This is a genomic window from Micromonospora sp. CNZ309 (assembly GCF_002846525.1).
Genome location: NZ_PJNG01000001.1, coordinates 4190935 through 4215708 on the forward strand (window position 1 = coordinate 4190935; position 24774 = coordinate 4215708).

The window sequence follows — 24774 nt, forward strand, 5'->3', positions numbered from 1 at the left end:
TCGTCAGGCCGTACGGAGTGCCTCACATGAGGGGTGAGGTGCTGCCACTGTGACACCCACCGGCCCGTTCCGTGAAGGTGCCGTTATCAAGCCGTTAGTTGGTCGCCACGTTGCCGATACTTGAAAAAAGATCATGATCTACGCCGGTCGTACCGCTCTGAGCAGGAAAGACATGGTTCGGCGGGGGTGCCGCCCTGGGTGTGGGCGCTGCGGCTGTGACCTTCCCCGCGCCTGCTCCGGCGCTCACGGACGCCGTCCGGGCGTTGGCCGTTTTTGCCCATCCGGAGGATGCCGACCCCGGCTGTGCGGGCATCACCGCCACCCGGGTGGACGAGGTCAGAGACGCCACGCACCCACTCGTCACCCAGGGTGACGCGACGGTTGCGACGCGACACCCCGCGTGCCGAGGGGGCGGCGGCTGCGACGACAGGAGCAGGGGCGGCGGGCCGGTCCGCGACTGCTGGCCGGGGGCCGTGGCGCGGTCGCCGCGCAGGAGTCGGCCGATGGCGGCGTCGACCAGGGTGGTGCGGTCGCCTTCGGCGGGGCTGGAGCCACGGGTGGTCCGGGTGATCCGACACGCCGGGCAGGCCGGACAGCGGACGGCCCCGACACCGCGCGGGCGGTGCCGGGGCCGGGGCCGTGGAGCGGGCGTCGATCAGGCCGTGAAGCGCAGCTTGCGACGGCGGAACAGCAGCACGGCGACCGCGCCGGCGGCCAGCAGCGCCACACCGGCGGCGATCGAGGCGGCGATCGGGGAGCCGGTCAGCGGCAGGTCACCGCCGCTGCTCGCGGGCGAGGTCGACGGGGCCGGGCTGTCGACCGGGGCGCTCGGCGACGGCGACTCCGCCGGGGCGCTGGGCGACGGCGACTCCGCCGGCGCGCTCGGCGACGGCGACTCGGTCGGGGCGGCGGCGAACGCGGCCTCGGCCTTGGCGGTCACGGTGGCGCCGGTGCTGCCACCGAGGATCAGCTTCTGCGCGGCACGCTGGCCGGTGAAGAGGAACACCCGGCCGAAGGAGACCGAGTCCTGGGCGGAAACGGTCACCTTCACCTCGCCGGCGCCGTCGGCGACCAGCCAGAACTGCCCGCCGTTGGTGGTCGTGGTTACCGGCTTGCCCTCGGCGTCGACCGCCGAGCCGCCGTCGACCGCGACGGTGATCTCGCCCGCCGGGCCCTTGACGGTGAAGGGACCGGCCTTCTCGCCGACGGTGGCCTTGGCGCTGACCGGGTCGACGCTCAGCTCGGCCTTCGGCTCGGGCTGGTCGGTGGCATTGGCGACCAGGTAGTCGTGGACCTTCTTGACCACGTCGTACTGCTTCTTGCCGAGCAGCTTCGAGTTGTCGACCCAGTCACCCAGCTTGACGCCGTCGCTGAAGTTCCAGATGGCGGTCTGGGTGCCGAAGTAGAGCAGCTTGTCGGCGTCGGCCTGCGCCGGGGCGGTGGCGCCGGCGGCGGCCAGCAGCTTGGCGACGTCGGCGTTCGGGTAGCCGTGGGTGAGCACCCACTGCACCTTGCCGAGGTTCTTCACCTGGGACTCGTCCCAGGTGCCCTCCTTGTACTTGCCGTCGATCGCCACGTTGGTGTGGTAGTCGATGCAGAAGGCGGGGACGAGCTTGCCATCGATCTTGAGCGCCAGCGCACCGGTGCTCTTCGGCTGCCCGTTGAGCATGAGCGTGACGTTGCTGCCCTTGACCGACTTGGCCACGCCGATCTTGTCGGCGGCGGCGGCCGGCGCCACCGCGCCGAGTGCCAGCGCGCCACCGGCGACGGTCGCCAGGGCGATCCGCGCCCAGCGCCGTCCTCGTTGTCCGAACATCAGATTCGTGCACCTCTCCCCAGGGGTGACCCGCGTACGGCGGGTTGCGTGAAGCCGCCGTTCCCGCGGGATGCGCACCACCCGCACGCGAGAACGCGACGGGGCATTATGTGACGGCAGTTGATCGTTTGTCAGCCCCTGTGGGCCACATTCGTCGCTTCCGTCCCAAATGACGGGGAAAAGAAATGGATCACACGAGCCGGCGGTCGGCCGCCCAGCGGGACAACTCGTACCTGTTGGACATCTGGAGCTTGCGCAGCACGTTCGACACGTGCGTCTCCACGGTCTTGATGGAGATGTAGAGCTCCTTGGCGATCTCCTTGTACGCGTACCCCCGGGCGAGCAGCCGCAGCACCTCGCGCTCGCGGTTGGTCAGCTGGTCCAGCTCCGGGTCGGCCACCGGGGCGTCCGGACGGGCCGCGAACGCGTCGAGCACGAACCCCGCCAACCGGGGGCTGAACACCGCGTCGCCGTCGGCCACCCGCCGGACCGCGGCGGCCAGCTCCTCCGGGGAGATCGTCTTGGTGACGTAGCCCCGCGCGCCGGCCCGGATCAGCCCGATCACGTCCTCCGCCGCGTCCGAGACGCTCAGCGCCAGGAACTTGACCTGCGGGTGGGTACGCCGCATCGCCTCCAGCACCGCGCGGCCGCCGCCGTCGGGCATGTGCACGTCGAGCAGCACCACGTCGGGCAGCGTGACGGCGATGCGGGTGACCGCCTCGCCGACGGTGCTCGCCTCGCCCACCACCTCGACGTGCGCGCCCAGCTCGGCGCGGACCCCCGCCCGGAACATGGCGTGGTCGTCGACGAGGAAGACCCGCAGCCGCTCGGTACGGGCAGCCGCCCCCTCGACCGGTTCCATCGACTGCTCGGTCATCCCTTGTCCCTTTCCGCCGTTGCCGAGTCCCGGCTGATCGGCAGGATCAACCGGACCTCGGTCCCTTCCCCCGGCCCGGAGCGGATCTCCGCCCGGCCGCCGTGCCGCTTCATCCGCCCGATGATCGAACCCCGGACCCCGTGCCGGTGATCCTCCACCGTATCCGGGTCGAAGCCCTTCCCCCGGTCCCGGACGAAGACGCTGACCTGTTCGGGCTCGACCTCGGCATAGAGCGAGACGGTCTGCACCCCCGCGTGCCGGGCGGCGTTCACCAGCGCCTCGCGCGCCGCCGCCACCAGGGCGCCGACCCGTTCGTCGGTCTCCCGGTCGCCGACCACCACCGCCTCCACGGTGATCGCGAACGTGTCCTCGACCTCGGCGGCGGCCTGCTCCAGGGCGGCGGCGAACCGCTCGGTGGGCGAGCCGGTGGGTTTGTAGAGCCAGTTGCGCAGCGAGCGTTCCTGCCCCCGGGCGAGCCGCTGGACGGTCTTCACGTCGCTCGCGTTGCGCTGGATCAGGGCCAGGGTGTGCAGCACCTGGTCGTGCACCATGGCGGCCAGCTCGGCCCGCTCCTGCTCGCGGATGCGCCCCTCGCGCTCCGAGCGGAGCTGGTTGTACGTCCGCCACAGCACCGGCGCGGCCACCACGCCGACCCCGGCGAGCCCCACCAGGGCGAAGATCACGCCGTTGAGCACGGCGTCGAAGTTCTGCGCCGGGGAGTAGACCGCGGCGACGCCGATGATGCCGACCGCGACCAGCACCCCGCCGCCGATGAACCGGAGCACGAAGGCCCGCCGGTCGCTCTCCTCCACGACCGCGCCCAGCCAGGGCACCGGCATGGAGTCGCCCCACTGCCGCAGCCGCTCCGGGGCCGACTGGTGCCAGATCACGCCGGCGCCGACCGCGATGATCGCAACCAGCCAGCCGGCGGTGCCCGCCGCACCGATCGAGTCGAAGACCATCACCTGCACCAGCAGCACGCCGAGGCCGATGACCACGAACGGCAGCAGTTGGGCGACGTCCCTGCGGGGCGGTACGGCGGTGTCGCCCGGGCGCAGCGGCACGACCGCCCAGAAGGCCGCGTAGAGCAGCAGGCCGAGGCCGCTCAGCCCGAGCAGCACCATGAAGGCGACGCGTACCCGCAGCACCGAGATGCCGAGGTGGTCGGCGATGCCGGCGGCCACCCCCGCGGCCATCCGGTGCTCGGGGGCGCGGTAGAGGCGCGGTGGCTGGGTCACGGCACTGATCGGAGACTCCCTGGTCACGACGGGCACGCGGCGGGCGACGGTCCGTCGCCGGCGCCGGGTCGATCGTCACACGGCGCGCCGTCGCCCGACCACGGGGACGCCCCCGACATTCGGGCGGCCGGGATCTCAGGGTGGGGTCAGGGTCGGCTCCTGAGGCCGTCCGGCGGGTCGGGGCAGCAGGATCGAGGCATGAGCGAGGAAGCTGCCCAGTCCGCCGGTCCCGGGGCGGCACAGCCGGGTGGGCCACCGGCCGCCGCGACACCGCCCGGCGGCTCCGCGACACCGCCGCCCGTGGCCGCGCCGGCCGCCGCCGGGGGCGCGGGTGCGCCGCCACCACCCGGGCCCGGCCCCGGGCCGCAGCCGTCGTTCGGCGGCGCCGGCTTCACCTCGCGGTACGGGTTGGTGCGCCCCCGCGACGGCCGCTACCTGGCCGGCGTCTGCGCGGCGATCGGCCGGGCCACGAACACGGACCCCGTCCTCTGGCGGGTGCTGCTGGCGGTGCTCGGCTTCTTCGGCGGCATCGGCATCCTGGTCTACGTCACCGCGTGGCTGATCATCCCGGGCGAGGGCGACAGCGCCTCCCCCGTCGAGTCCATGCTGGGCCGGGGCCGGTCCAGCATGTCCCCGGTCACCGTGATCGTGCTGAGCATCCTGGTCGCGATCAGCTTCGGCTACATCGTCACGGACGCGTTCCGGGCGGTGCTGCTCGGCGCCACCATCCTGGTCGGCGGCGCGCTACTGCTCAACCGCGACAACAGGGGCGCCCAGCAGGCTCCGGTCGGTCCCGTGCCGCCCGGCGCCCCGCCCGGGCCGGTACCGCCGGTCGCCCATCCCGCCCCGGTCGCGTACGCGGCCCCGCCGACCGTGACCGTGCCCCCCGGCGCGGGCCCGGTCCCGGCCCCGCCGGCGACCGCCACCCAGGCCGCCTGGAGCGCCCCGGTCCCCACCCCGCCGGCCGAGCAGACCGCCGAGCTGCCCGCCTGGCCGCCGGCCGCCCCGGCCGCGCCCGCCCGCCCCTCGACGGGTACGCCGACCGCCGGCTGGCCGCCGGCCCCGCCCACCTCGGGCTGGCCCACCGTGACGTCGGGGGCACCGGCTCACCCGGTCGCCCCGCCGCTGCCTCCGGGCTACCGGCCCCCGTTCGCCCCGCACGGCCCGTACGCCCCGCACGGCCCGTACGCCGCGCAGACCCCCGTGCCGCCGGCGCCGCCGAAGCCGCGGGTGAAGCCGCCGAAGCGACCCCGCGAGCGCTCCCCGCTCGGCGCGGTGACGTTCTCGCTGATCTTCCTCGCCCTGGGCGTGGTCGCCGTCGTCGACCTGCTGGACGTCTTCGACGTCGGGGCGTCGGCGTACTTCGCCGCCACGCTGGCCACCATCGGGTTCGGGCTGCTGGTCGGCACCTGGTTCGGGCGGGCCCGCTGGCTGATCGCGCTCGGCGTGGTGGCCGCCGCCGCGCTCGGGGTGGCCACCGTCGCCGAGTCCTACGACCGGATCCGGGGCGTCGACGGCAACGTCACCTGGGCGCCCACCGACCACCGCGACCTGGCCCTGCGGTACGAGAACAGCTTCGGTGACACCGTGCTGGACCTGCGCGCGGTCGACTTCGACAAGAAGAACACCGAGATCACCGTCGCCGTCAACTTCGGCGAGTGCACGGTGGTCGTGCCGCCCAACGTCGACGTCACCACCGTGGCCGACGTCAACGCCGGCGACGCGCTCGTCTTCGGCAAGCGCTCCGGCGGGCTCGCCGGCGAACTGCGGGAGACCACCGACCTCGGCCCGGACGGGGCCGGCGGCGGCGCGCTGCGGCTCTACATCCACGTCAACGCCGGCAACCTGGAGGTGACCCGGTGAAGGCCCACCGCACCGACATCGTGTCGTTCGCCTTCGGGCTGATCTTCCTCGGCCTCGCCGCGTGGTGGCTGCTCGCGCAACTGCTCGGGCTCGCCCTCCCGGCGGTGGGGTGGTTCCTGGCCGGCGCGCTGATCCTGATCGGCCTGCTGGGCCTGGTGGGCGCGCTGCGCTCCGGACGGCCCGCCGACACGGCCCCGCCCCGCGACGCCGCCGCCCCCGACGACGGCCCCGACGACGGCCCCGGGGCCTCGGAGCCGGTCGGCTCCGCCTCGGCCCCGCCCGAGCCGTCGGGCCCGGTGGGGACGGACCAGCCCGTCGAGGTCGACCCGACCCGCTGGGACCTCGACCGGCCCGCGCCGGCCGACGAGCCGACGGCGTGGGGCGGCCGGCGCTCCGACTGGGGCGGACCGACCGACTGGGGCACGCGGTCCGAGTGGGACGTCTCCGCGCCGACGACCGGCGCACCGACGACGGCCGGATGGCCGTCGAGCGGACCGACGACGCAGGAGCCGGCGACCGCCGGACCGACGACGCAGGAGCCGACGGCCACCGGGCAGACGGCGGACGGGCCGACGGCAGGCGGGCTCCGGGCCGGGGGCGAGGCCGACGAGTGGCCGACGGAGGCCGTCACCGACGTCCGGCCCGAGGCGGTGGAGGACCGCGCCGCCGACGAGGGCGGGCCGCAGCGGCGCACCGACCGGCCGCCCGCCGACGAGGAACGCCCGCGCGGCTGACCACAGCGGTGCGGAGGCTGTCGGCGGCGGCCTATGCTGGCCGTGGAGAACTCGCCCTCCGCCGGCCGGCCCGCGCCGACCTGGCCGCCGCGCCGGCCGGACCGCGCCGCCGTGGCGGTCCCGCCGCGATTCCCGTCTCTACCCCGTCAGGAGTCCGTCCGACATGACGCAGTCCCCCGCCGTGCGCACCTCCGGCCGCTCCGGTCCGGTCCGCATCGGCGAGCGAGCCGCCCGTACCCTCGTCTCCGAGCTCGCCCGGATCAACGACCCGAAGGCCGCGCTGCTGGTCGGCGCGACGCCCGAGTCCGCGGTGCTGGCCGCGGCGATCGACGCGCTGCTGCCCGGCGACACCCTCACCCTGGTGCCCGCCGGGTCGGGCTCCGCGGCGGCCCTGCGCGAGCACGTCACCGCCCAGGGCCGCTGGGTGGCCGACCGGGTCAGCGTGGTCGACACCCTCGCCGAGGCCGAGCCCGCCACGGTGGTCGTCGCCGCGGAGCCGCTCACCGGCACGCCCGACGAGACCCGCGCCACCGTCGAGGGCCTGACGAAGTACCTCACCGACGGCGCGGTGCTGAGCGTGGCCACGACCGCCACGCCGGGGCGCACCGCGGGCGCGGCCGCCGAGTTGGACCGGCAGGGTGCGCTGTACGGCGTCGGCGTCGACCTGGTGCTGCGCAACACGCCGCCGCTGCGGGTGTACCGGCTCCGCTACACCCCGGCCGACGCCGCGTCGGCGGTCGGGCTGGCCCCGGCGTACCGCCCGTCCAGCGTCCCGCTGACCCGCGGCATGCACATCGACTCCAACGGGGTGGCCGCGGCCGGCATCGCGCTGGGCCTGGCCGCGGTGGCCCGGGCCACCCGGCCGAAGTCGAAGCTCTGGCTGCTGCCGGCCCTGGCCGCCGCCCCGGTGGCCGCCTTCTTCCGGGACCCGGAGCGCGACGTGCCGGAGGACGCGTCGGCGGTGGTCGCCTCGGCCGACGGTCGGGTGCTGTCGGTGCAGCGGCTGCACGACGAGCGCTTCGGCGAGGGCGAGTGGCTGCGGATCGCGGTCTTCCTGTCGGTGCTGGACGTGCACGTCAACCGTGCTCCGGTGGCCGGCAAGGTGGTCGACTACTTCGTCGCCGACGGTGGCTTCGCCAACGCCATGAAGCCGGCGGCGGAGCACAACGTGGCCGCGTACACGGTGCTGGACACCGCGCACGGCACGGTGGTCGTGGCGCAGCGCACCGGCCTCATCGCCCGGCGGATCGTGCAGCGGGCGCCGATCGGCGCGCTGCTGGCCCGGGGCGAGCGCTTCGGCCTGATCCGGTTCGGCTCGCGCACCGACGTCTACCTGCCGGCCGACGCCGCGGAGCCGCTGGTCGGCCCCGGGGACAAGGTCGTCGGGGGTTCGAGCGTCATCGCCCGTTGGCGCTGACGGCCCGGACGGACGACACGAAGAAGGGGCGCCGCGGATCGCGGCGCCCCTTCTCGCGTACGTGCCTCAGGCGGTGCGACGCTGACGCAGCCAGAGCACCGGGCCGCTGACCAGGTAACCGACCACGATCAGGGCGAAGGTGAGCCGGATGTCGATCAGCGCGCCGATCACCGGGGCCAGCCACAGCCACGGCGGCAGCTTCACCAGCCGGGCGAGCTTCGCGTAGGGGAAGCTGGAGACCATGGCGAAGGCCAGCAGCGCCACGCCGGCGACCAGGACGATGCCCGGCACGGGCAGCCCGATGGCGACGGTCAGGGCGAGCACGGCGGCCGCCATGGTGGTGGGCACGCCGCAGAAGAACCTGCCGTCCTTCGGCGAGACGTTGAACCGGGCGAGCCGGATCGCCGCGCACGCCGCCACGAGGGCGCAGGCCACCGCGGCGGCCGGTGTCGAGACCGAGCCGGCCAGCGAGGCGTAGACGACCACCGGGGCGGCGAGGCCGAACGAGCACATGTCGGCCAGCGAGTCCATCTGCGCGCCGAACGGGCTGGCCACACCGAACTTGCGGGCGAGCGCGCCGTCGAGGCCGTCGAAGATGACGCAGGCGATCAGGAAGAGCGCGGCGACGCGCACCTCGCCCTGCATCGCCAGGAAGATGGCCAGCATGCCGAGCATCAGGCTGCTGAGGGTGCAGGCGTTGACCACCGCGAACTTCATCCGGCGGGCGACCGTCCGCTCGCCCGGAAGCAGCGGGATCGACATCGCGCCATCGTCGTCGACCGGTGTCGTGGGGCCGAGGGCGGGGCTGACCGGGACGATCGAGGCGACCTCGGCGCGCTCGACACGGGTCAGCCCGTTGCGGCGGCGCGGCCGGTCGGCGTAGCGGTGCTCGGGCATCGACAGGTCGCCGCCTCCGTGCAGGTCACCGTCGCGGCGCCCCACCCGGACCAGCAGCACCTGCCGGGCGAGCGTGCTGCTGCGGCGCAACGGGCCCGCCCAACGACGCCCTGCGGGACGCGGACTGTCAGTGGTACGACGCCGGCGCCATGGGGCTCTCGGCACGTTTCCTCCATCACCGGATCGGCTTACCGCCGCGAGGGCGGGTGTCCGGCTGTCTCGTGCCGGACCTTTCTGGCCCGGCAGCCGTTTTGCGGAGTACACCATCGCATAGGGGAACGGGGATTGGCGATAGCTGCCGGCGGTACTTATATCTGGTCCAACCGCTCGAACCGCGCTCTTATTCCCATCTCGGGCTCCATCGCCCGTTTCCTCCACCAACCCCACATCGAATGTACCGGACCCCGTCTCCACCGGCTCGGCGAGCGGGCGTCAGGGACGCCGATGTCCGGTTACGGACGGCCGACGGCGGGGCCCCCGGCCAGCGCCAGTACGGCGATCTCGGTCAGCGGCAGCCCGACGAGCCGCCCGGGCGTGAACCAGGCCGCCCGGGCGGTGGAGCCGCCGGCGAGTTCGGTCACCCGTGGCTCGGTGGGCACGTCGACCGCCACCCGGTAGACCACCCGGACGCCGTGCCAGTCGAGCGGGCGCCCCTCCGGGCCCAGCGCGGCCGGATTGTGCAGGTTGTCGACGCCGACCAGCTCGACCACCCGACCGAGCTGGCCGGACTCCTCGACCAGTTCGCGCAGCAGGGCGGACACCGGCTGCTCGCCGTGGTCGGTCCCGCCGCCGGGCAGGTGCCACCGGCCCGCGCCCGGGTAGCCGTCGGCGATCATGGTGAGCAGCACCCGGCCGGCGGGGTCCGTGACCAGGCCGTACGCCCCGAAGCGCTGCCTCCGGTCGGGCGGGAGCGCGGCGGCGGGCTCGGTCGCCGACGAACGGGGCAGATCAGACGGCAGGGGCGACACGGGCAGGTCGAGCAGCTCGGCGGTGAACGGCATCAGCGGCACCGCCGCCGCCTCGTCGGTCGTGAACCAGCCCAGCTCGTCGCACCCGCCGCCGCTGCTCCACCCGCTCGCACTCCCCCGCCTGCCCGGCCGTTCCCGGGTTGCCCCGTCGATCATGAGGCTAGCCGCAGCGCAGCTCGCGCGCCGCCCGGTCAACCTCATGATCGGCGAACGGGAAGCAGGGGGTGGGAGAGTCAGGCCAGGCGGGCTGCCTGGACGGCCTCCGCCGTCACCTCGGTCAGCCGGTCGGTCGGCAGGGCCCCCAGCTCGTCGCGGGCGAACCAGCGGGCCTCACAGGTGGAACCGCCGACGTCGGCGACGGTGGGCGGGGCGGGCTTGTCGACGACGACCCGGTAGAAGGCGCGTACGCCGTGCCAGTCGATCGGGTAGCCCTCCGGGCCGAGGGAGGCGGCGTCGCGGTGGCTGGCCACGCCGAGCAGCTCGACGAGGCGGCCGTTCTGCCCGGTCTCCTCGACCAGCTCCCGGATCAGGGCGGCGCCGGGCTGCTCGCCGTAGTCGGTGCCGCCGCCGGGCAGGTGCCAGCAGCCCGCGCCCGGGTAGCCGTCGGAGACGCGGGTGAGCAGCACCCGCCCGTCCGGGTCGGTCACCACGGCGTACGCGGCGAAGCGCTGGGCGCGGTGCAGCCCGTCGGGGCCGGGCACGGCGTAGAACGAGGGGAACTCCGGCGCCTCGTCCGGCACGATGTCGGCCGACGAGGCGGGCAGACCCAGCGCCCGAGCGGTGAACGAGCGCAGCGGCAGCTCGCGCGCCTCCGCCGGGGTGAACCAGCGGGCTAGGTCGGTGGGCCGGTCGACCCGGTCGGCGAGCGTCCCGCCCCGCACCGAGACCTGGTAGATCAGGCGGTCGGTGTGGATGGTGATGCCTCGCTCCGGCAGCGCCCGCATGTCGGCGAGCACGTCGTGCAGGCCGGCGACGGTGACGGAGAGGCCGGTCTCGGCGGCGGTCTCCCGGACGACGGTGTGGTGGGGGTCCTCACCGTGGTCGACCGCCCCGCCGGGCAGCGACCACGTGCCGGGGGTGCCGGAGCGCTCCGATGCGCGGACCAGCAACACCCGGCCGACTGAATCAGCACAAACTGCGTATGCCGCGATCCTGCGGAGCGGCTCCAGCATGGTGGTCACGGGGCCAAATTCTCCTCGGCCCAGGTTGACTCCATCGAAAAGAGTCAGATTCCTGACTGAATGCTCGCGCCTCAGGGCCGGCTCAGGGTAAGGATCCGGGCGGTCACCGAGGCCGACCCGACGACCGGCGCGGACCGTGGAGACATGACCTACACCACCCCGCCCCAGCCCCCGTACAAGCAGCTCCGCCGGCCCGTCACGGACCGGATGGTTGCCGGCGTGGCCAGCGGCCTCGGCCGGTACTTCGCCGTCGACCCCACCCTCGTCCGGGTGGTCTTCGCCGTCGCCGGCCTGCTCACCGGCGGGCTCGCGCTGCTCGCGTACCCGATCATGTGGTTCCTGATGCCCGAGGAGCCGGCAGGCGCGCCGGCCTGGCCGCACCCGGCGCAGGCCGCGTCGCCGGCCGACGGCGCGCAGCCGGCACCGCCGGCCTACCCGCCGGCGGCGTGAGGCGGGATCACTCCCACTCGATCGTGCCCGGCGGCTTGCTCGTCACGTCCAGCACGACGCGGTTGACCTCGGCGACCTCGTTGGTGATCCGGGTGGAGATCCGGGCGACCACCTCGTAGGGCAGCCGGGACCAGTCCGCGGTCATGGCGTCCTCGCTGGAGACCGGCCGCAGCACCACGGGGTGCCCGTAGCTGCGGCCGTCGCCCTGCACCCCGACGCTGCGCACGTCGGCCAGGAGCACGACCGGGAACTGCCAGACGCCCCGGTCCAGGCCGGCTGCGGTCAACTCCTCCCGGGCGATCAGGTCGGCCCTGCGGAGCAGGTCGAGCCGCTCCCGGTCGACCGCGCCGATGATCCGGATCGCCAGGCCGGGGCCCGGGAACGGGTGCCGCCAGACCATCGCCTCGGGCAGGCCGAGCTGGAGGCCGAGCGCGCGGACCTCGTCCTTGAACAGCGTGCGCAGCGGCTCGACCAGGGCGAACTTCAGGTCCTCCGGCAGGCCGCCGACGTTGTGATGGCTCTTGATGTTGGCGGTGCCGGTGCCGCCGCCGGACTCGACGACGTCCGGGTAGAGGGTGCCCTGCACGAGGAACTCGACGTCGCCGTGGGCGGCGACCTCCCGCGCGGCGGCCTCGAAGACCCGGATGAACTCGCGGCCGATGATCTTGCGCTTCTGCTCGGGGTCGGTGACCCCGGCCAGGGCCCCGAGGAACCGGTCGGCCGCGTCGACCACCTTGAGCTTGATGCCGGTAGCGGCGACGTAGTCCTTCTCCACCTGCTCGGCCTCGCCGGCGCGCAGCAGGCCGTGGTCGACGAAGACGCAGGTGAGCTGGTCGCCGACGGCCCGGTGCACCAGCGCGGCGGCGACGGCCGAGTCGACCCCGCCGCTCAGGCCGCAGATGACCTCCTTGTCGCCGACCTGCTCGCGGATGCGCGCGACCTGCTCGTCGATGATGTTCTCGGGCGTCCAGGTCGGCGCGATCCCGGCGATGTCGTGCAGGAAGCGGCGCAGCATCTCCTGGCCGTGCGCGGTGTGCCCGACCTCCGGGTGGAACTGCACGCCGGCGCGGCGGCCGGCCACGTCCTCGAACGCGGCGACCGGCGCGCCCGCCGACTCGGCGGTCACCGTGAAGCCCGCAGGGGCCTCGGTCACGCAGTCGCCGTGGCTCATCCAGACCGGCAGGTCGGCCGGCAGGTCGCGGAGCAGCACGCCCGGGTCGAGCAGGCGGGGGCGCAGCGGGGTGCCGCCGTACTCGCGGTTGCCGGTGCGGGCCACCGTGCCGCCGAGTGCCTGGGCCATCGCCTGGAAGCCGTAGCAGATGCCGAAGACCGGCACCCCGGCGTCGAACATGCCGGCGTCGATCTGCGGGGCGCCCGGCGCGTAGACGCTCGACGGGCCGCCGGACAGGATGATCGCGGCCGGGTCCTTCGCCAGCATCTCGGCGACCGGCATCGAGTGCGGCACGATCTCGGAATAGACGTTGGCCTCACGCACCCGACGCGCGATGAGCTGGGCGTACTGGGCTCCGAAGTCCACCACGAGGACGGGGCGAGGCGTGCTCATGGCAGCAGATCCTACCGACGGCACCCACGCCACCCCCGCCGGTCCGTCACCGCGCCGCCGCGGTGATCCCCCCGCGTGGGCGGGCGACGTCGTCCTCGACCGCCGGGGCGTACCCCTCGGCGGCGCTGACCTTGCGCGCGATGACGCTGAGCAACACGCCGTAGATCACCTTGGAGGTGATGTCGGCCACGGTGTAGGTGATCTGCCTCGCCACCACCCCGTCGGCGGAGTCCCACATCGCCGGCATCAGGTAGGCACCCGGGTAGAGCAGCCAGGAGACGAGCACCAGCCACCAGACGGCGCGCGCGAGACCCCGGGCGGACTCCGGCAGCCGGGCCAGGCTGCCGAAGATGACCCGGGCGACCAGGACGAGCAGGAGCAGGAAGAACGCCGTGCTGACCAGGCCCCAGATCCAGTACGGGGCTGAGCGGTCCACCTCGTAGAACTGCCCGGCGTAGCCGGTGTAGATCATCCCGAGGCCGCCGACCACGAACATCGCCCAGTTGAGGTGGAACGCCCGACCGGTGATCCCCAGCACGATGAGCAACTGGATCAGCAGGACGGGGACGTCGATGGACCAGTTCATGTACCGGTAGCCGTTGGAGAAGAGCACGTCCGACTGGACGTAGGCCGTCCCGTTCCAGGTGAACGCCTGGCGCCAGCGTTCCGAGAGCACCCACAGCTCGAAGAAGGCCGACACCATCACCACGGCGGAGAGCACCGAGGCGAGCTGGTAACGGGGTGCGGCAGAGCCGCGGGTCGCGAGGAAGTAGACCAGCCCGGCGGCCATCACCGCGAAGCCCAGGGTGAGCACGTGGGACACCAGCGTGTACTGGATCACGTTGTAACCGAACAGGTTCTCGATGTTCACGGCGACCTCACGGCTTTCTGCGCGGCACGAACCCCCGCTATTGCCACTTAATGGGCTTTCGACGCGTATAGGTTATCTGTGCCAGCCGGCACCGGACTCCCGAACGAGATCTCCACCGGCGTGCCGGCAGCGGCGCCCCGCTCACCTCCGGGCCGCCACAAGCGGCCCGGAGGGCGCGGGCCCCCAGAACCGGCCGAGGAGCGGACATGACCGAGTGGTGGCTGTGGACGTACGTGGCCGCCATGGCGGGCGGGGTCCTGCTGTTCCGCCGGTGGCGCGCGGACCCGCGGGGAGTCCCGCGCAGCGAGTACCGGGTGGCGATCGCGATCCCGCTCTGGTCCGGCTTCTGGTATCTCGTCATGGCCCTCGGCGGCGGGCGGGCGGAGGTGGCCGGCCACACGGTCTACTGGGCGCGCTACGTCGACTGGGTGGTCACCGCCCCGCTGCTGCTGGTGGCCCTGATGCTGACCGGGACGCACGCCCTGCCCGGACGCCGTTGGCGGTTGATGACCGCCCTCGTCGGGGCGAACGTGGTGGTGATCCTCAGCGGCCTGGCAGCCGATCTCACCGCGAACGCCGCAACCCGCTACGGCCTGTACGCGATCGGGATGCTGGCCCTGCTCGCGGTCTACGCCCTGGTCTGGGGACCGCTGCGCGCCCACGCCCACCGCCAGCCGGAACGGATCGCGGCCGTCTACACGGAGGCCGCCCTTCTGCTCAGCGTGCTCTGGGCCGGTTACCCGCTGTTCTGGCTCCTCGGCCCGTCCGGGGTCGGTCTGCTCGGTTCCACCACCACGAGCATGCTCTTCGTCGGGCTGTCCATCCTGTCGAAGGTGGGCTGGAGCATCGTCGATCTCAGCCGGCTACGCACCCTGTCCGACCGTGGTCACCTCACCGTCGCCTGAGCCGGCCAGGGGCGTCGCCCCTCCGGTGCCGGTGGCCCAGGACCGGGCCCGTCCCCGGCGCCGACCGTCGACGGCGTACGGAACCGGGGCGCCGGCGCAGCAGCCGGACCTGCTGCTGCGAGGTGCCGGGACCGCCTCGCAGCTCGCGCTCGGCGGGCTGCTGGCGCTGGCGCCGCTGATCGGCGCCGCCGGGCTCGCCGGCTCGCCGGCCTTCCTGATCGCGGCGCTGCTCCTCGGGCTCCCGCACGGCGCGGTCGACCATCTCGTGCCCGCCTGGCTGTCGGCGCGCGCCCGGCCGCTGCCGGCGCGCGTGGCGCTGCTGGTGGTCTACACCGCCGTGGCCGGCGCCGGGCTGGTGGCCTTCCGGGCCGCGCCGGACCTGGCGCTGGTCGGGTTCCTCGTGGTGTCCGTCGTCCACTTCGGCAGCGCCGACGTCGCGTTCCACGCCGAGCGGGACCGGCGGCCCGTCCGCGTGGCGGTGGCCGCCACGCTCGCCTACGGCGGACCGCCGGTGGTCGTTCCGTTGGCGCTCTGGCGGGACCAGGTCGACCCGGTGCTGGCCGCCGTCTCCCCTCGGGTCCCGGGCCTGATCGCCGTCGAGGTGCGGGCACTGGCGTTGGCCACCGTGCTGTGCGCGGTCGTGCTCACCGTGAGCCGGGACCTGCGCGCCGGACGCACCCGCGACGCGGTCGAACCCGTCCTCCTCGTCGCACTGTTCGGCACCGTGCCGCCGGCCCTGGCCATCGGTGCGTACTTCGCGCTCTGGCACTCCCTCCGCCACGTCGCCCGGTTGCTGCGGCACGACCCGCGCAACACGGCCGACCTGGCGACCGGACGGGTCGGACCGCCGCTGCGTCGCTTCGCCCGACAGGCCGCGACTCCCACGGTGCTCGCCGTCGTCGCGCTGATCGCCCTGGTCACCTGGCCCGGCCACCGGGCGGACCCGCTGCCCGCGACGTTCGCCGTGCTGGCCGCGCTGACCCTCCCGCACGCGGCGCTGGTCGCCTGGACGGACCGACGCGGATCCGGGCCCCCGAGCCGGGCGGGTGGCGGGCTGCTCCCCCGCCGGGGCATCCGGCGCCGCAGTTGACCGGGCGTCGGGCTCTGGTCACGTCCGCAGGGCGCCCGGGGCGTCCGGGGGGACGGCGGGGTGGCGCGGCGGCACCGGGGGCAGGCGACGGTACGGCGAGCCCACGGGCGGTCGCGGGTCCGGCTCGCCCTTGTTGGGCCAGAACGACATCGCCCGCTCCGCCTGGGCGGTGATGGTCAGCGACGGGTTCACCCCGAGGTTCGCCGACACCGCCGCCCCGTCGACCACGTGCAGCCCCGGGTGGCCGAACACCCGGTGCCACGGGTCGACGACGCCGTCGGCCGGGGTGGCGCCGATCACCGCCCCGCCCAGAAGGTGCGCGGTCAGCGGGATGTCGAACGGCTCGGTCAGCGCGCCGCCGGGCGTACCGCCGATCTCCTCGGCCAGCAGGCGCGCCGCCTCGTTGCCGGCCGGGATCCAGGTCGGGTTGGGCGCGCCGTGCCCCGGCCCGGAAACCAGGCGCCGGCCGAGCAGACCCCGTCGCAGCCGGGTGGTCAGCGAGTTGTCCGCCGACTGCATGACCAGGGCGATCACCGTACGCTCCGACCAGCCGCGTACCGAGGCCAGCCGGGCCGCCGTGCCGGGCTGACGTAGCAGGGTCCCCAGCCAGCGGCGTACCCGGTGCGGCCCGCCGTCGACCAGCAGCGACTGGAGCAGCCCCATCGCGTTGGAGCCCCGCCCGTAGCGGACCGGCTCGATGTGGGTCTGCGGGTCGGGGTGGAACGAGCTGGTGATCGCCACCCCCTCGGTGAAGTCCAGCCCCTGCTCGCGGGCCCGGCGGCGGGGCACCGAGGCGCCCAGGATCGCCTCGGAGTTGGTCCGGGTCAGCTCGCCGAGGCGGGGTGAGAGCGCGGGCAGCGCACCCTCCGCCCGCATCGAGTGCAGCAGGCGCTGGGTGCCCAGCGCGCCGGCGGCGAAGACGACCTGGTCGGCGTGGATCACCTGCCGCCGCGTACGCAGCCACGCCCCGGTGCGCACGGTGTGCACCGCGTACCCGCCGCCGTCGACCGGGCGCACGGCGGTGACCGTGGTCAGCGGGTGCACCCGCGCGCCCAGCCGCTCGGCCAGCCACAGGTAGTTCTTGACCAGCGTGTTCTTCGCGCCCTGCCGGCAGCCGGTCATGCACCCCCCGCAGTGCGTGCAGCCGGTGCGCTCCGGCCCCGCGCCGCCGAAGTACGGGTCGGCGGCCCGCCGGCCGGGACTGCCGATGAACACGCCGACCGGGGTGGCGTGGTAGGTGTGCCCCACCCCCATCCGGTCGGCCACCGCCCGCATCGCCCGGTCCGCGCGGGTGACCAGCGGGTACGTGGTGGCGCCGAGCATCCGCTTCGCCTGGTCGTAGTGGCGGGCAAGCTCGTCGCGCCAGTCGGTGACGTCCCGCCAATGCGGGTCGTCGTAGAAGGCGTCCAGCGGCTCGTAGAGCGTGTTGGCGTAGACCAGCGAGCCGCCGCCGACCCCGGCGCCGGAGAGCACCAGCACGCCACCGCCGGCCTTCCGGTCGGCCGGGCGCAGCAGGGTGAGCCGCTGGAGGCCAAAGCAGCCGAGGCGCGGCGCCCACAGGAACCGCCGCAGCCGCCAGGAGGTCTGCGGGAACTCGTCGTCGGCGAAGCGCCGGCCGGCCTCCAGCACCCCGACGGAGTAGCCCTTCTCCGCCAGCCGCAGCGCGGTGACGCTGCCGCCGAAGCCGGACCCGATGACGAGCACGTCGTACCGCATGACCGCATCATTACCGCTCGGTAGCCATCGCGCCAGCGCCCGTTTTCGCGGGATCATGCACGCGGTCCGCGATCCGGAGGCGCCCGCCCGCAACTCGGTGCCCCCGTCCGGACGTTGTCAACACGGGGGTGTCGCATGACGGAGCGGACAGGGGCACCACGCCCGCGCTGGATGCTGGGGCTGGCCGTCCTCGCGGCCGTGGTCCTGGTGGCCGTGGGCACGCTGGTGGTGACCCGGCTCGTCCGCGACGACGGACCGCAGCGCGGCGCCGGGCCGACGGGTGCCACCGGGACACCGCAGGCGAGCCCCACGCCGAGCCCGAGCCCGACCGTGCCGCCGGGCGCCGGCATCACCGGCCCGCTCAACCTCCTGCTCGTCGGGGTGGACACCCGGGTCAGCGTGCCGGGCTGGGAGCCGCACGGCGACGCCGTACTGGTGCTGCACGTGCCGAAGGGTCTCGACCGCGCGTACCTCTTCTCCCTCCCCCGCGACCTGCTGGTCGACATCCCGGCCTTCCCGAAGGCCGGCTACCGCGGCGGGAAGACCAAGCTCACCCACGCGATGAGCTACGGCAGCCGGGTGCCCGGCAAGCCCAAGCAGCCGAGCACCACCCAGGGGTACGAGCTGCTGCGCAGCACGGTCAGCGGCTACACCGGGCTGCGCTTCGACGCCGGCGCGGTGCTCACCTTCAACGGCTTCGACCGGCTCGTGGACAGCCTCGGCGGGGTGGACCTCTACATCGACCAGCGGGTGGTCTCGCTGCACCGGCGCCCCGACGGCCGGCACCGGGAGCCCGCGCCGGGCGGCGGCGGCTACGTCGGTCCGCAGATGGTGTACGAGAAGGGCGAGCGGCACCTCACCGGCTGGCAGGCGCTGGACTACGCGCGGCAGCGCTACGTCACCGGCGGCGGCTACGCCCGGCAGCGCCACCAGCAGCAACTGATCAAGGCGATGGCCACGAAGATCCTCGACGAGAACCTGGCCCGGCAGCCGGAACGCGTCCAGCAGGTGGTCGACGCGCTCGGTGACACCCTGGTCTACGCGGGCGGGCCGCGCGTCGTCGACGTGGCGTACGCCCTCGGCGGGCTCACACCGGAGAGGTTCGTGCTGGTCGACCTGCCCGGCGCGGGCGTGGGCCGGGGCAGCGCCTACCGGGGCGAGGAACTCACGTCGACGGGGCGGAAGTTCCTCACCGAGCTGCGCGCCGGCCGGGCGGACGCCTACCTGGCCGCCAACCCGAAGCTGCGCATCACGCGCTGACCGCCTTCACCGGCGCTCGGGGCGGGCCGGCACCGTCACCGGCGCTCGGGGCGCTCGGGGCGCTGGGTGCCGTACAGCCACGCCCCGAAGAGGTCGTCGAGCTGCTCACCCGAGACCCGCTCGGCCAGCGCGACGAACTCGGCCGTGGTCGCGTTCGCGTCGCGCTTCTGCGCCGCCCAGGTCTTCAGGATCTCGAAGAACGCCTTGTCGCCGACGGCCACCCGCAGGGCGTGCACCGTCATGCCACCGCGCTGGTAGACCGACTCGCTGAACAGGTTCTCCGCCCCCGGCTCGCCCGGCGGCGTACGCCACACCTGGCCGGACGAGCCGGCGTAGCGGGCGTCGAACGCCTGCTGGGCGGTACGCCCGCCGTCGTGCTCGGCCCACAGCCACTCCGCGTACGTGGCCAGGCCCTCGTTGAGCCAGATGTCCTGCCACTTCGCCAGCGACACGCTGTTGCCGAACCACTGGTGCGCCAGCTCGTGGGCCACCACGCCCGTGTTCTCGCCCTGGGAGAAGAAGCTCGCGCCGTAGACCGGGCGGCTCTGCGTCTCCAGCGCGTACCGGATCCGGTCGTCGGCGACCACCACGCCGCCGTACGCTCCGACCGGGTACGGCCCGAACACGCTCTCCAGGTAGTCGGCCACCTCGACCGTGCCGGCGATCGACCGGTCCGCCGCGCCCTTCGGCAGGTCCGTGGTGACCGCGTGGAACACCGGCCGTCCCTTGTGCTCACCCTCGGTGATCCGGAACCTGCCGATGACCACGGTGCTCAGGTAGCTCGCCATCGGGCTGCGCTCGGCCCACTTCCAGGTGGTCCAGCCGCCGGTCGTGCTCTTCCCCGCCGGCACGCCGTTGCTGACCGCCGTCAACCCCTCCGGCACGGTGATCTCGAAGTCGTACGTGGCCTTGTCCGAGGGGTGGTCGTTGACCGGGAACCAGGTGCTCGCCGACTCGGGCTGCCCGAGGGCGATGGCCCCGTCCTCGGTGTGCAGGAAGCCACCGACGCCGAGGGCCTCGTTGCGCAGCGGCTCCGGCTCGCCCTCGTACACGATCTCGGCGACGAAGCCGTTGCCGGCGATCAGGCCGCGGGCCGGCGTGACGACCAGCTCGTCGCCCTTGCGGCCGTGCTTCGCCGGGGTCCCGTCCACCGTCACGGACCGCACGGTCAGCCCGGCCAGGTCCAGGTTGAACGCGGACAGGTCGCTGGTCGCCGCCGCCTGCACGGTGGTGGTTCCGCTCAGGCGGTCCTCCGCCGGGTCGTAGCGCACCTTGACGGTGTAGCGGCTGACGTCGTAGCCGCCGTTGCCGTAGGTCGGGAAGTACTCGTCGCCCGCGCCGGCCGCCCCTGGGCTGAACTGGCGCGACGCGCCGGGCGAGGCGGCGGCCGGGGTCGGTGCCGGCGTCGGCTCGCCGGCCGACCCGCACGCGGTCAGCCCGAGCGTCCCGGCCAGCAGCAGGCCGGTGCCCGCACACAGCGTCCGCCGCGACAGCGTCATCGCCTCGCCCCTCCCTGCGCCGCCGGCTGCCCCACCGGCCACGCCCTAGCGGACCCGCGCCCGGCGGGTGCCGCCCGCCCGGGCCGGCGGCGCGGAGGCGGCCGGCGCGAACCGGGCGGTGCGGCGCCGGGGTCCGGCGGCAGCCTACCGAGCGTCGCCGGAGGCCCGGACCCTGCCCGCCCGGCTCAGGGCAGCGCGGGGGCGGTGCCGCCGACGAGCCAGGCGTCGAAGACCGGGCGCAGGGGCCTCCCGGCGACCCGCTCGGCCAGCGCGACCAGGTCGTCGGTGGTGGCGTTGCCGTCGCGTCGCTCGGTGGTCCAGGTCCGCAGGATGCGGAAGAACGTGTCGTCGCCGACCATACGGCGCAGCGCGTGCACGGCCAGCGCGCCGCGCTTGTACACGGCCGCCCCGAACAACCGGGACCGTCCCGGGTCGACGGACGGGCGGGACCAGTCGGTGGCGGCGTACTCCAGCTCGAAGGTGCGCTGCGCGGTGCGACCGCCGTCGTGCTCCTCCCACAGCCACTCCGCGTAGCTGGCGAAGCCCTCGTTGAGCCAGATGTCGCTCCACCGGCTCAGCGCCACGCTGTTGCCGAACCACTGGTGGGCCAGCTCGTGCGCGACGACGCCCAGGTTGGGCCGCCCGCTGCGGAAGAAGCCCGGCCCGTAGACCGGCCGCGACTGGGTCTCCAGCGCGTAGCCGATCCGGGGGTCGGTGACCACGACGCCGCCGTAGGAGTCGAACGGGTACGGCCCGAACCGGGTGGCCAGGAAGTCGGCGATCTCGCCGGTGCGGGCCAGCGAGGCGGCCTCCGGCCCGGTCGCCGGCAGGCTCGCCGGCACCGCCGTGACCATCGGCCTGCCGGCGTGCGTGCCGCTGCGCACCCGGTAGTCGCCGATCACCAGGGTCGTCAGGTAGCTGGCCATCGGCGCCCGCTCGGCCCAGCGCCAGGTCGTCCAGCCGTCGGCGCTCGTCCTCTCCCCCGGCACCCCGTTGCTCAGCGCGGCCAGCCCCTCCGGGACGGTCACCTCGATGTCGTACGTGGCCTTGTCGGACGGGTGGTCGTTGACCGGGAACCAGGTGGCCGCCGACCAGGGCTGGCCGAGCGCGATCGCGCCGTCGGCGGTGTGCAGGAAGCCGCCGCTGCCGAGCTGCCCGTCGGTCTTCGCCGCCGGCACGCCGGAGTAGTCCACCTCGACGGTGAACCGGGCGTCCCGGGAGAGCCCGCCGCGCGGGGTGACCACCAGCTCGTCGCCGTCGCGGGCGGACCCGGCCGGCCGGCCGTCGACGGCCACCCTCGACACGTCCAGCCCGGCGAGATCCAGGTTGAACCGGGACAGCGCCGCGGTCGCGGTGGCCGTGAGCGTGGCCCGCCCGGAGAGCCGGTCGGTCGCCGGGTCGTAGCGCACGGCGAGGCGGTAGCCCGCGACGTCGTAGCCGCCGTTGCCGGCCCCCGGCACGTACGGGTCGGCGAGGTCGGCCGCTCCCGGCCGGAAGTCGCCCCGCCCGTCGCCGCCGTCGGTGCAGGCCGCGAACACCAGCGCCGCGACGACGGCGACGGCGAGCGCGGGACGGATCCGACGGCGGGTGCGACGCACCGGCCGAGCCTATCGGCGCGGCCGGTGCGGGTGGTGCTGCTTGCGCAGGTCAGCGGTCGAGGACCAGGCCGACCTTCTGGAACTCCTTGAGGTCGCGGTAGCCGCACTTGGCCATCGCGCGGCGCAGGCCGCCGAAGAGGTTGAGCTGGCCGTCCGGCTCGTCGGCCGGGCCGAAGAGCAGCTGCTCCATCGAGCCGAGCGGATCGCCGGCGGTCTCGAACGCCCCCCGGGGCAGCGACGGGTGGCTGGCGGCGGAGTGCCACCAGGCGCCGCCGGCCGGCGCCTCGGCGCAGAGCGACAGCGGCTCGCCGAGCATCACCGCGTCGGCGCCGCAGCCGAGGGCCTTGGCGATGTCGCCCGAGGTCTGGATGTCGCCGTCGGCGATCAGGTGCACGTACCGGCCACCGGTCTCGTCGAGGTAGTCCCGGCGGGCGGCCGCCGCGTCGGCGATGGCGGTCGCCATCGGCACCCGGATGCCCAGCACCGACTCGGTGGTGGACCACTCGTCGCCGCCGATGCCGACGATCACGCCGGCCGCGCCCGTACGCATCAGGTGCAGCGCGGTCTTGTAGTCGGTGCAGCCGCCCACGACGACCGGGAGGTCCAGGTCGGCGATGAACTCCTTGAGGTTGAGCGGCTCGTCGGTGGTCGAGACGTGCTCGGCGGAGACGATGGTGCCCTGGATGACCAGGATGTCCACGCCGGCGTCGAGGATCACCGGGGCCAGCGCCAGGGTGTGCTGCGGGGAGACCCGCACCGCCACCGTGCCGCCGCCGGCGCGCAGCTCGCGCACCCGCTCGGCGATCAGGTCGGGGCGGATCGGCTCCGCGTACACCTCCTGGAGCCGCTTGGTGGTGCGGGCGTCCTCGTCGAGCCCGGACAGCTCCTCCAGGACCTTGGTCGGGTTCTCGTAGCGGGTCCACAGGCCCTCGACGTTGAGCACGCCGAGACCGCCCAGCTGGCCGAGCCGGACGGCGGAGGCCGGGCTCATCGTCGCGTCCGAGGGGTGCCCGACGCAGGGGATGCCGAACTGGTACGCGTCGAGCTGCCAGGCGGTGGAGACGTCGTCGACGTCCCGGGTCCGGCGGCTCGGCACGATGGCGATGTCGTCCAGGTGGTAGCCGCGCTGCGCGGTCTTGCCCAGCCCGATCTCGACCACGTCACGCATGGGGGACTCCAGTTGTCGCAGGGGGGGGATGGTCAGCGGGAGTGGTAGTTGGGCGCCTCGACCGTCATCTGGATGTCGTGCGGGTGGCTCTCCTTGAGCCCGGCCGCCGTGATCCGGATGAGCTGACCGCGGCGGTGCAGCTCGGGAATGCTCTCCGCGCCGACGTAGCCCATCGCCGCGCGCAGCCCGCCGGTGAGCTGGTGGGCGACCGCGGACAGCGGGCCCCGGTAGGGCACCTGGCCCTCCACGCCCTCGGGGACCAGCTTGTCCTCCGCCAGCACGTCCTGCTGGAAGTAGCGGTCCTTCGAGTAGGACTTGCCCTGGCCCCGGGACTGCATCGCGCCGAGCGAGCCCATGCCCCGGTAGGCCTTGTACTGCTTGCCGTTGATGAAGATCAGCTCGCCGGGGCTCTCCTCGCAGCCGGCCAGCAGGCTGCCGAGCATCACCGTGTCGGCGCCCGCGACGAGCGCCTTGGCGATGTCGCCCGAGTATTGAATGCCGCCGTCGCCGATCACCGGGACGCCGGCCGGCCGTGCGGCCCGCGCGGCCTCCATGATCGCGGTGATCTGCGGTACGCCCACGCCGGCGACGATGCGCGTGGTGCAGATCGCGCCCGGGCCGACGCCGACCTTCACGCCGTCGGCGCCCGCCTCGACCAGCGCCTTCGCGCCGGCGTAGGTGGCGACGTTGCCGCCGACGATGTCGATCGTCACGTCCTTCTTGAGCTGACGGACCATGTCCAGCACGGCCCGCTGGTGGCCGTGGGCGGTGTCCACGATCAGCACGTCGACGCCCGCGTCGACCAGCGCCCGGGCCCGCTTGTACGCGTCGTCGCCCACGCCCACGGCGGCGGCGACCCGCAGCCGGCCGGCGTCGTCCTTGGTGGCGTTCGGGTACTGCTCGCTCTTGGTGAAGTCCTTGACCGTGATCAGCCCGCGCAGCCGGCCCGAGTCGTCGACGATCGGCAGCTTCTCGACCTTGTGGCGGCGCAGCAGGTCGAGGGCGTCGTCCTTGCTCACCCCGACCGGGGCGGTGACCAGCGGGGTGCGGGTCATGATCTGGTGGACCGGGGTGGCCGGGTCGGAGACGAACCGCATGTCGCGGTTGGTGACGATGCCGACCAGCTGACCCTCGCCGTCCACGACGGGCACGCCGGAGATGCGGTAGCGCCCGCAGAGGGAGTCGACGTCGCGCAGCGTGTCGTCGGGGCTGGCGGTCACCGGGTTGGTGATCATGCCGGACTCGGAGCGCTTCACCAGGTCGACCTGGAGCGCCTGGTCCTCCAGGGAGAGGTTGCGGTGCAGTACGCCGATGCCGCCCTGGCGGGCCATGGCGATCGCCATCCGGGCCTCGGTCACCGTGTCCATGGCGCTGGAGAGCAGCGGGATCGACAGGTCGATGTTGCGGGTCAGCTTCGTCACGGTGTTGACCCGGCTGGGCACCACGTCCGACTCGCCCGGCTGGAGCAGCACGTCGTCGAAGGTCAACCCGAGCGGGACCACCCGGGCGGAGCCGGCGGGCAGCTCCGGCAGGTGGCCGCCCAGCTCGCCGCTGTCGGCGCCGGCCGGAAGATCGGTGCTGGGCGAAAATTCCACGATTGCTCCCCTGAGCTGCTCGGACGGGCTTCAGCGAGGTGGCGCGGGCGGGCACCGGCACACGCCG

19 protein-coding genes and 1 pseudogene are annotated in these 24774 nt (G+C 74.1%); 7 read left to right on the forward strand and 13 right to left on the reverse strand.

Annotation, left to right across the window (positions count from 1 at the left end; genetic code table 11):
* Positions 1–655 precede the first annotated feature (655 nt).
* The 3 genes from CLT72_RS17345 to CLT72_RS17355 all read right to left on the reverse strand — a co-directional run bounded on the left by CLT72_RS17345 (position 656) and on the right by CLT72_RS17355 (position 3958).
* Complete coding sequence (locus tag CLT72_RS17345; protein ID WP_199184591.1) at positions 656–1816, reverse strand: Cys-Gln thioester bond-forming surface protein; 1161 nt, start codon at positions 1814–1816, stop codon at positions 656–658.
* Between the two features lie 190 nt (positions 1817–2006).
* A complete protein-coding gene (locus tag CLT72_RS17350; protein WP_088998445.1) occupies positions 2007–2693 on the reverse strand; it encodes a response regulator in 687 nt (228 codons plus the stop codon).
* On the reverse strand, positions 2690–3958 hold the full coding sequence (locus tag CLT72_RS17355; protein ID WP_101415236.1) for a PspC domain-containing protein: 1269 nt from the start codon (positions 3956–3958) through the stop codon (positions 2690–2692). The genes CLT72_RS17350 and CLT72_RS17355 overlap by 4 nt, the downstream gene beginning before the upstream one ends.
* Before the next feature lie 171 nt (positions 3959–4129).
* Between CLT72_RS17355 and CLT72_RS17360 the strand changes: the two genes are divergently transcribed.
* From CLT72_RS17360 to CLT72_RS17370, 3 genes and pseudogenes are all read left to right on the forward strand, one after another.
* On the forward strand, positions 4130–5794 hold the full coding sequence (locus tag CLT72_RS17360) for a PspC domain-containing protein (protein ID WP_101412732.1): 1665 nt from the start codon (positions 4130–4132) through the stop codon (positions 5792–5794).
* Positions 5791–5974 (forward strand): annotated as a pseudogene (locus CLT72_RS17365) (hypothetical protein); the annotation flags it as partial. The gene CLT72_RS17360 and the pseudogene CLT72_RS17365, both read left to right, overlap by 4 nt.
* A 717-nt stretch (positions 5975–6691) precedes the next feature.
* On the forward strand, positions 6692–7945 hold the full coding sequence (locus CLT72_RS17370) for a phosphatidylserine decarboxylase (RefSeq protein ID WP_101412733.1): 1254 nt from the start codon (positions 6692–6694) through the stop codon (positions 7943–7945).
* 66 nt (positions 7946–8011) lie between these two features.
* Here the strand turns inward: CLT72_RS17370 and CLT72_RS17375 are convergent, their stop codons facing one another.
* The 3 genes from CLT72_RS17375 to CLT72_RS17385 all read right to left on the reverse strand — a co-directional run bounded on the left by CLT72_RS17375 (position 8012) and on the right by CLT72_RS17385 (position 10991).
* Entirely contained in the window at positions 8012–8932 is a 921-nt protein-coding gene (locus tag CLT72_RS17375; RefSeq protein ID WP_101412734.1) for a CDP-alcohol phosphatidyltransferase family protein, read from the reverse strand.
* Between the two features lie 362 nt (positions 8933–9294).
* Positions 9295–10134 carry an NUDIX hydrolase gene (locus tag CLT72_RS17380; RefSeq protein ID WP_486484383.1) on the reverse strand — a complete coding sequence of 280 codons (840 nt, stop codon included), beginning with the start codon at positions 10132–10134 and terminating at the stop codon, positions 9295–9297.
* Positions 10044–10991 carry an NUDIX hydrolase gene (locus CLT72_RS17385; RefSeq protein WP_088998440.1) on the reverse strand — a complete coding sequence of 316 codons (948 nt, stop codon included), beginning with the start codon at positions 10989–10991 and terminating at the stop codon, positions 10044–10046. Before CLT72_RS17385 ends, CLT72_RS17380 begins: the two co-directional genes overlap by 91 nt.
* Before the next feature lie 144 nt (positions 10992–11135).
* On the opposite strand from CLT72_RS17385, the gene CLT72_RS17390 reads away from it, so the two are divergent.
* The gene (locus CLT72_RS17390; RefSeq protein ID WP_101412736.1) at positions 11136–11441 is read left to right on the forward strand and encodes a PspC domain-containing protein; all 306 of its coding nucleotides are present in this window, start codon (positions 11136–11138) and stop codon (positions 11439–11441) included.
* 7 nt (positions 11442–11448) lie between these two features.
* Here CLT72_RS17390 and guaA read toward each other — a convergent pair whose 3' ends face one another.
* Together guaA and CLT72_RS17400 are read right to left on the reverse strand one after the other, a co-directional pair.
* Positions 11449–13005 carry a glutamine-hydrolyzing GMP synthase gene (gene guaA, locus CLT72_RS17395; RefSeq protein ID WP_101412737.1) on the reverse strand — a complete coding sequence of 519 codons (1557 nt, stop codon included), beginning with the start codon at positions 13003–13005 and terminating at the stop codon, positions 11449–11451.
* Between the two features lie 46 nt (positions 13006–13051).
* Positions 13052–13876, reverse strand: a complete 825-nt coding sequence (locus tag CLT72_RS17400; protein WP_101412738.1) for a bacteriorhodopsin — start codon at positions 13874–13876, stop codon at positions 13052–13054.
* A gap of 206 nt (positions 13877–14082) precedes the next feature.
* Here CLT72_RS17400 and CLT72_RS17405 point away from each other — a divergent pair, with 206 nt between their 5' ends.
* Together CLT72_RS17405 and CLT72_RS17410 are read left to right on the forward strand one after the other, a co-directional pair.
* Positions 14083–14781 carry a bacteriorhodopsin gene (locus tag CLT72_RS17405; RefSeq protein WP_101412739.1) on the forward strand — a complete coding sequence of 233 codons (699 nt, stop codon included), beginning with the start codon at positions 14083–14085 and terminating at the stop codon, positions 14779–14781.
* Positions 14759–15871 carry a Brp/Blh family beta-carotene 15,15'-dioxygenase gene (locus CLT72_RS17410; protein WP_158242037.1) on the forward strand — a complete coding sequence of 371 codons (1113 nt, stop codon included), beginning with the start codon at positions 14759–14761 and terminating at the stop codon, positions 15869–15871. The genes CLT72_RS17405 and CLT72_RS17410 overlap by 23 nt, the downstream gene beginning before the upstream one ends.
* 18 nt (positions 15872–15889) lie before the next feature.
* On the opposite strand, the gene CLT72_RS17415 is transcribed toward CLT72_RS17410, so the two are convergent.
* Positions 15890–17587: a GMC family oxidoreductase gene (locus tag CLT72_RS17415; protein ID WP_101412741.1), complete on the reverse strand. Its 1698-nt coding sequence runs from the start codon at positions 17585–17587 to the stop codon at positions 15890–15892.
* A 135-nt stretch (positions 17588–17722) separates the two neighbouring features.
* Between CLT72_RS17415 and CLT72_RS17420 the strand changes: the two genes are divergently transcribed.
* Positions 17723–18847: an LCP family glycopolymer transferase gene (locus tag CLT72_RS17420; protein WP_101412742.1), complete on the forward strand. Its 1125-nt coding sequence runs from the start codon at positions 17723–17725 to the stop codon at positions 18845–18847.
* Positions 18848–18882: 35 nt separating this feature from the next.
* Here the strand turns inward: CLT72_RS17420 and CLT72_RS17425 are convergent, their stop codons facing one another.
* The 4 genes from CLT72_RS17425 to guaB form a co-directional block, all read right to left on the reverse strand.
* On the reverse strand, positions 18883–20346 hold the full coding sequence (locus CLT72_RS17425; protein WP_101412743.1) for a M1 family metallopeptidase: 1464 nt from the start codon (positions 20344–20346) through the stop codon (positions 18883–18885).
* 185 nt (positions 20347–20531) lie between these two features.
* Complete coding sequence (locus CLT72_RS17430; protein WP_101412744.1) at positions 20532–21944, reverse strand: M1 family metallopeptidase; 1413 nt, start codon at positions 21942–21944, stop codon at positions 20532–20534.
* Positions 21945–21993: 49 nt separating this feature from the next.
* On the reverse strand, positions 21994–23112 hold the full coding sequence (locus CLT72_RS17435; protein ID WP_088998431.1) for a GuaB3 family IMP dehydrogenase-related protein: 1119 nt from the start codon (positions 23110–23112) through the stop codon (positions 21994–21996).
* A gap of 32 nt (positions 23113–23144) precedes the next feature.
* Complete coding sequence (gene guaB, locus CLT72_RS17440; protein ID WP_101412745.1) at positions 23145–24707, reverse strand: IMP dehydrogenase; 1563 nt, start codon at positions 24705–24707, stop codon at positions 23145–23147.
* Positions 24708–24774 lie beyond the last annotated feature (67 nt).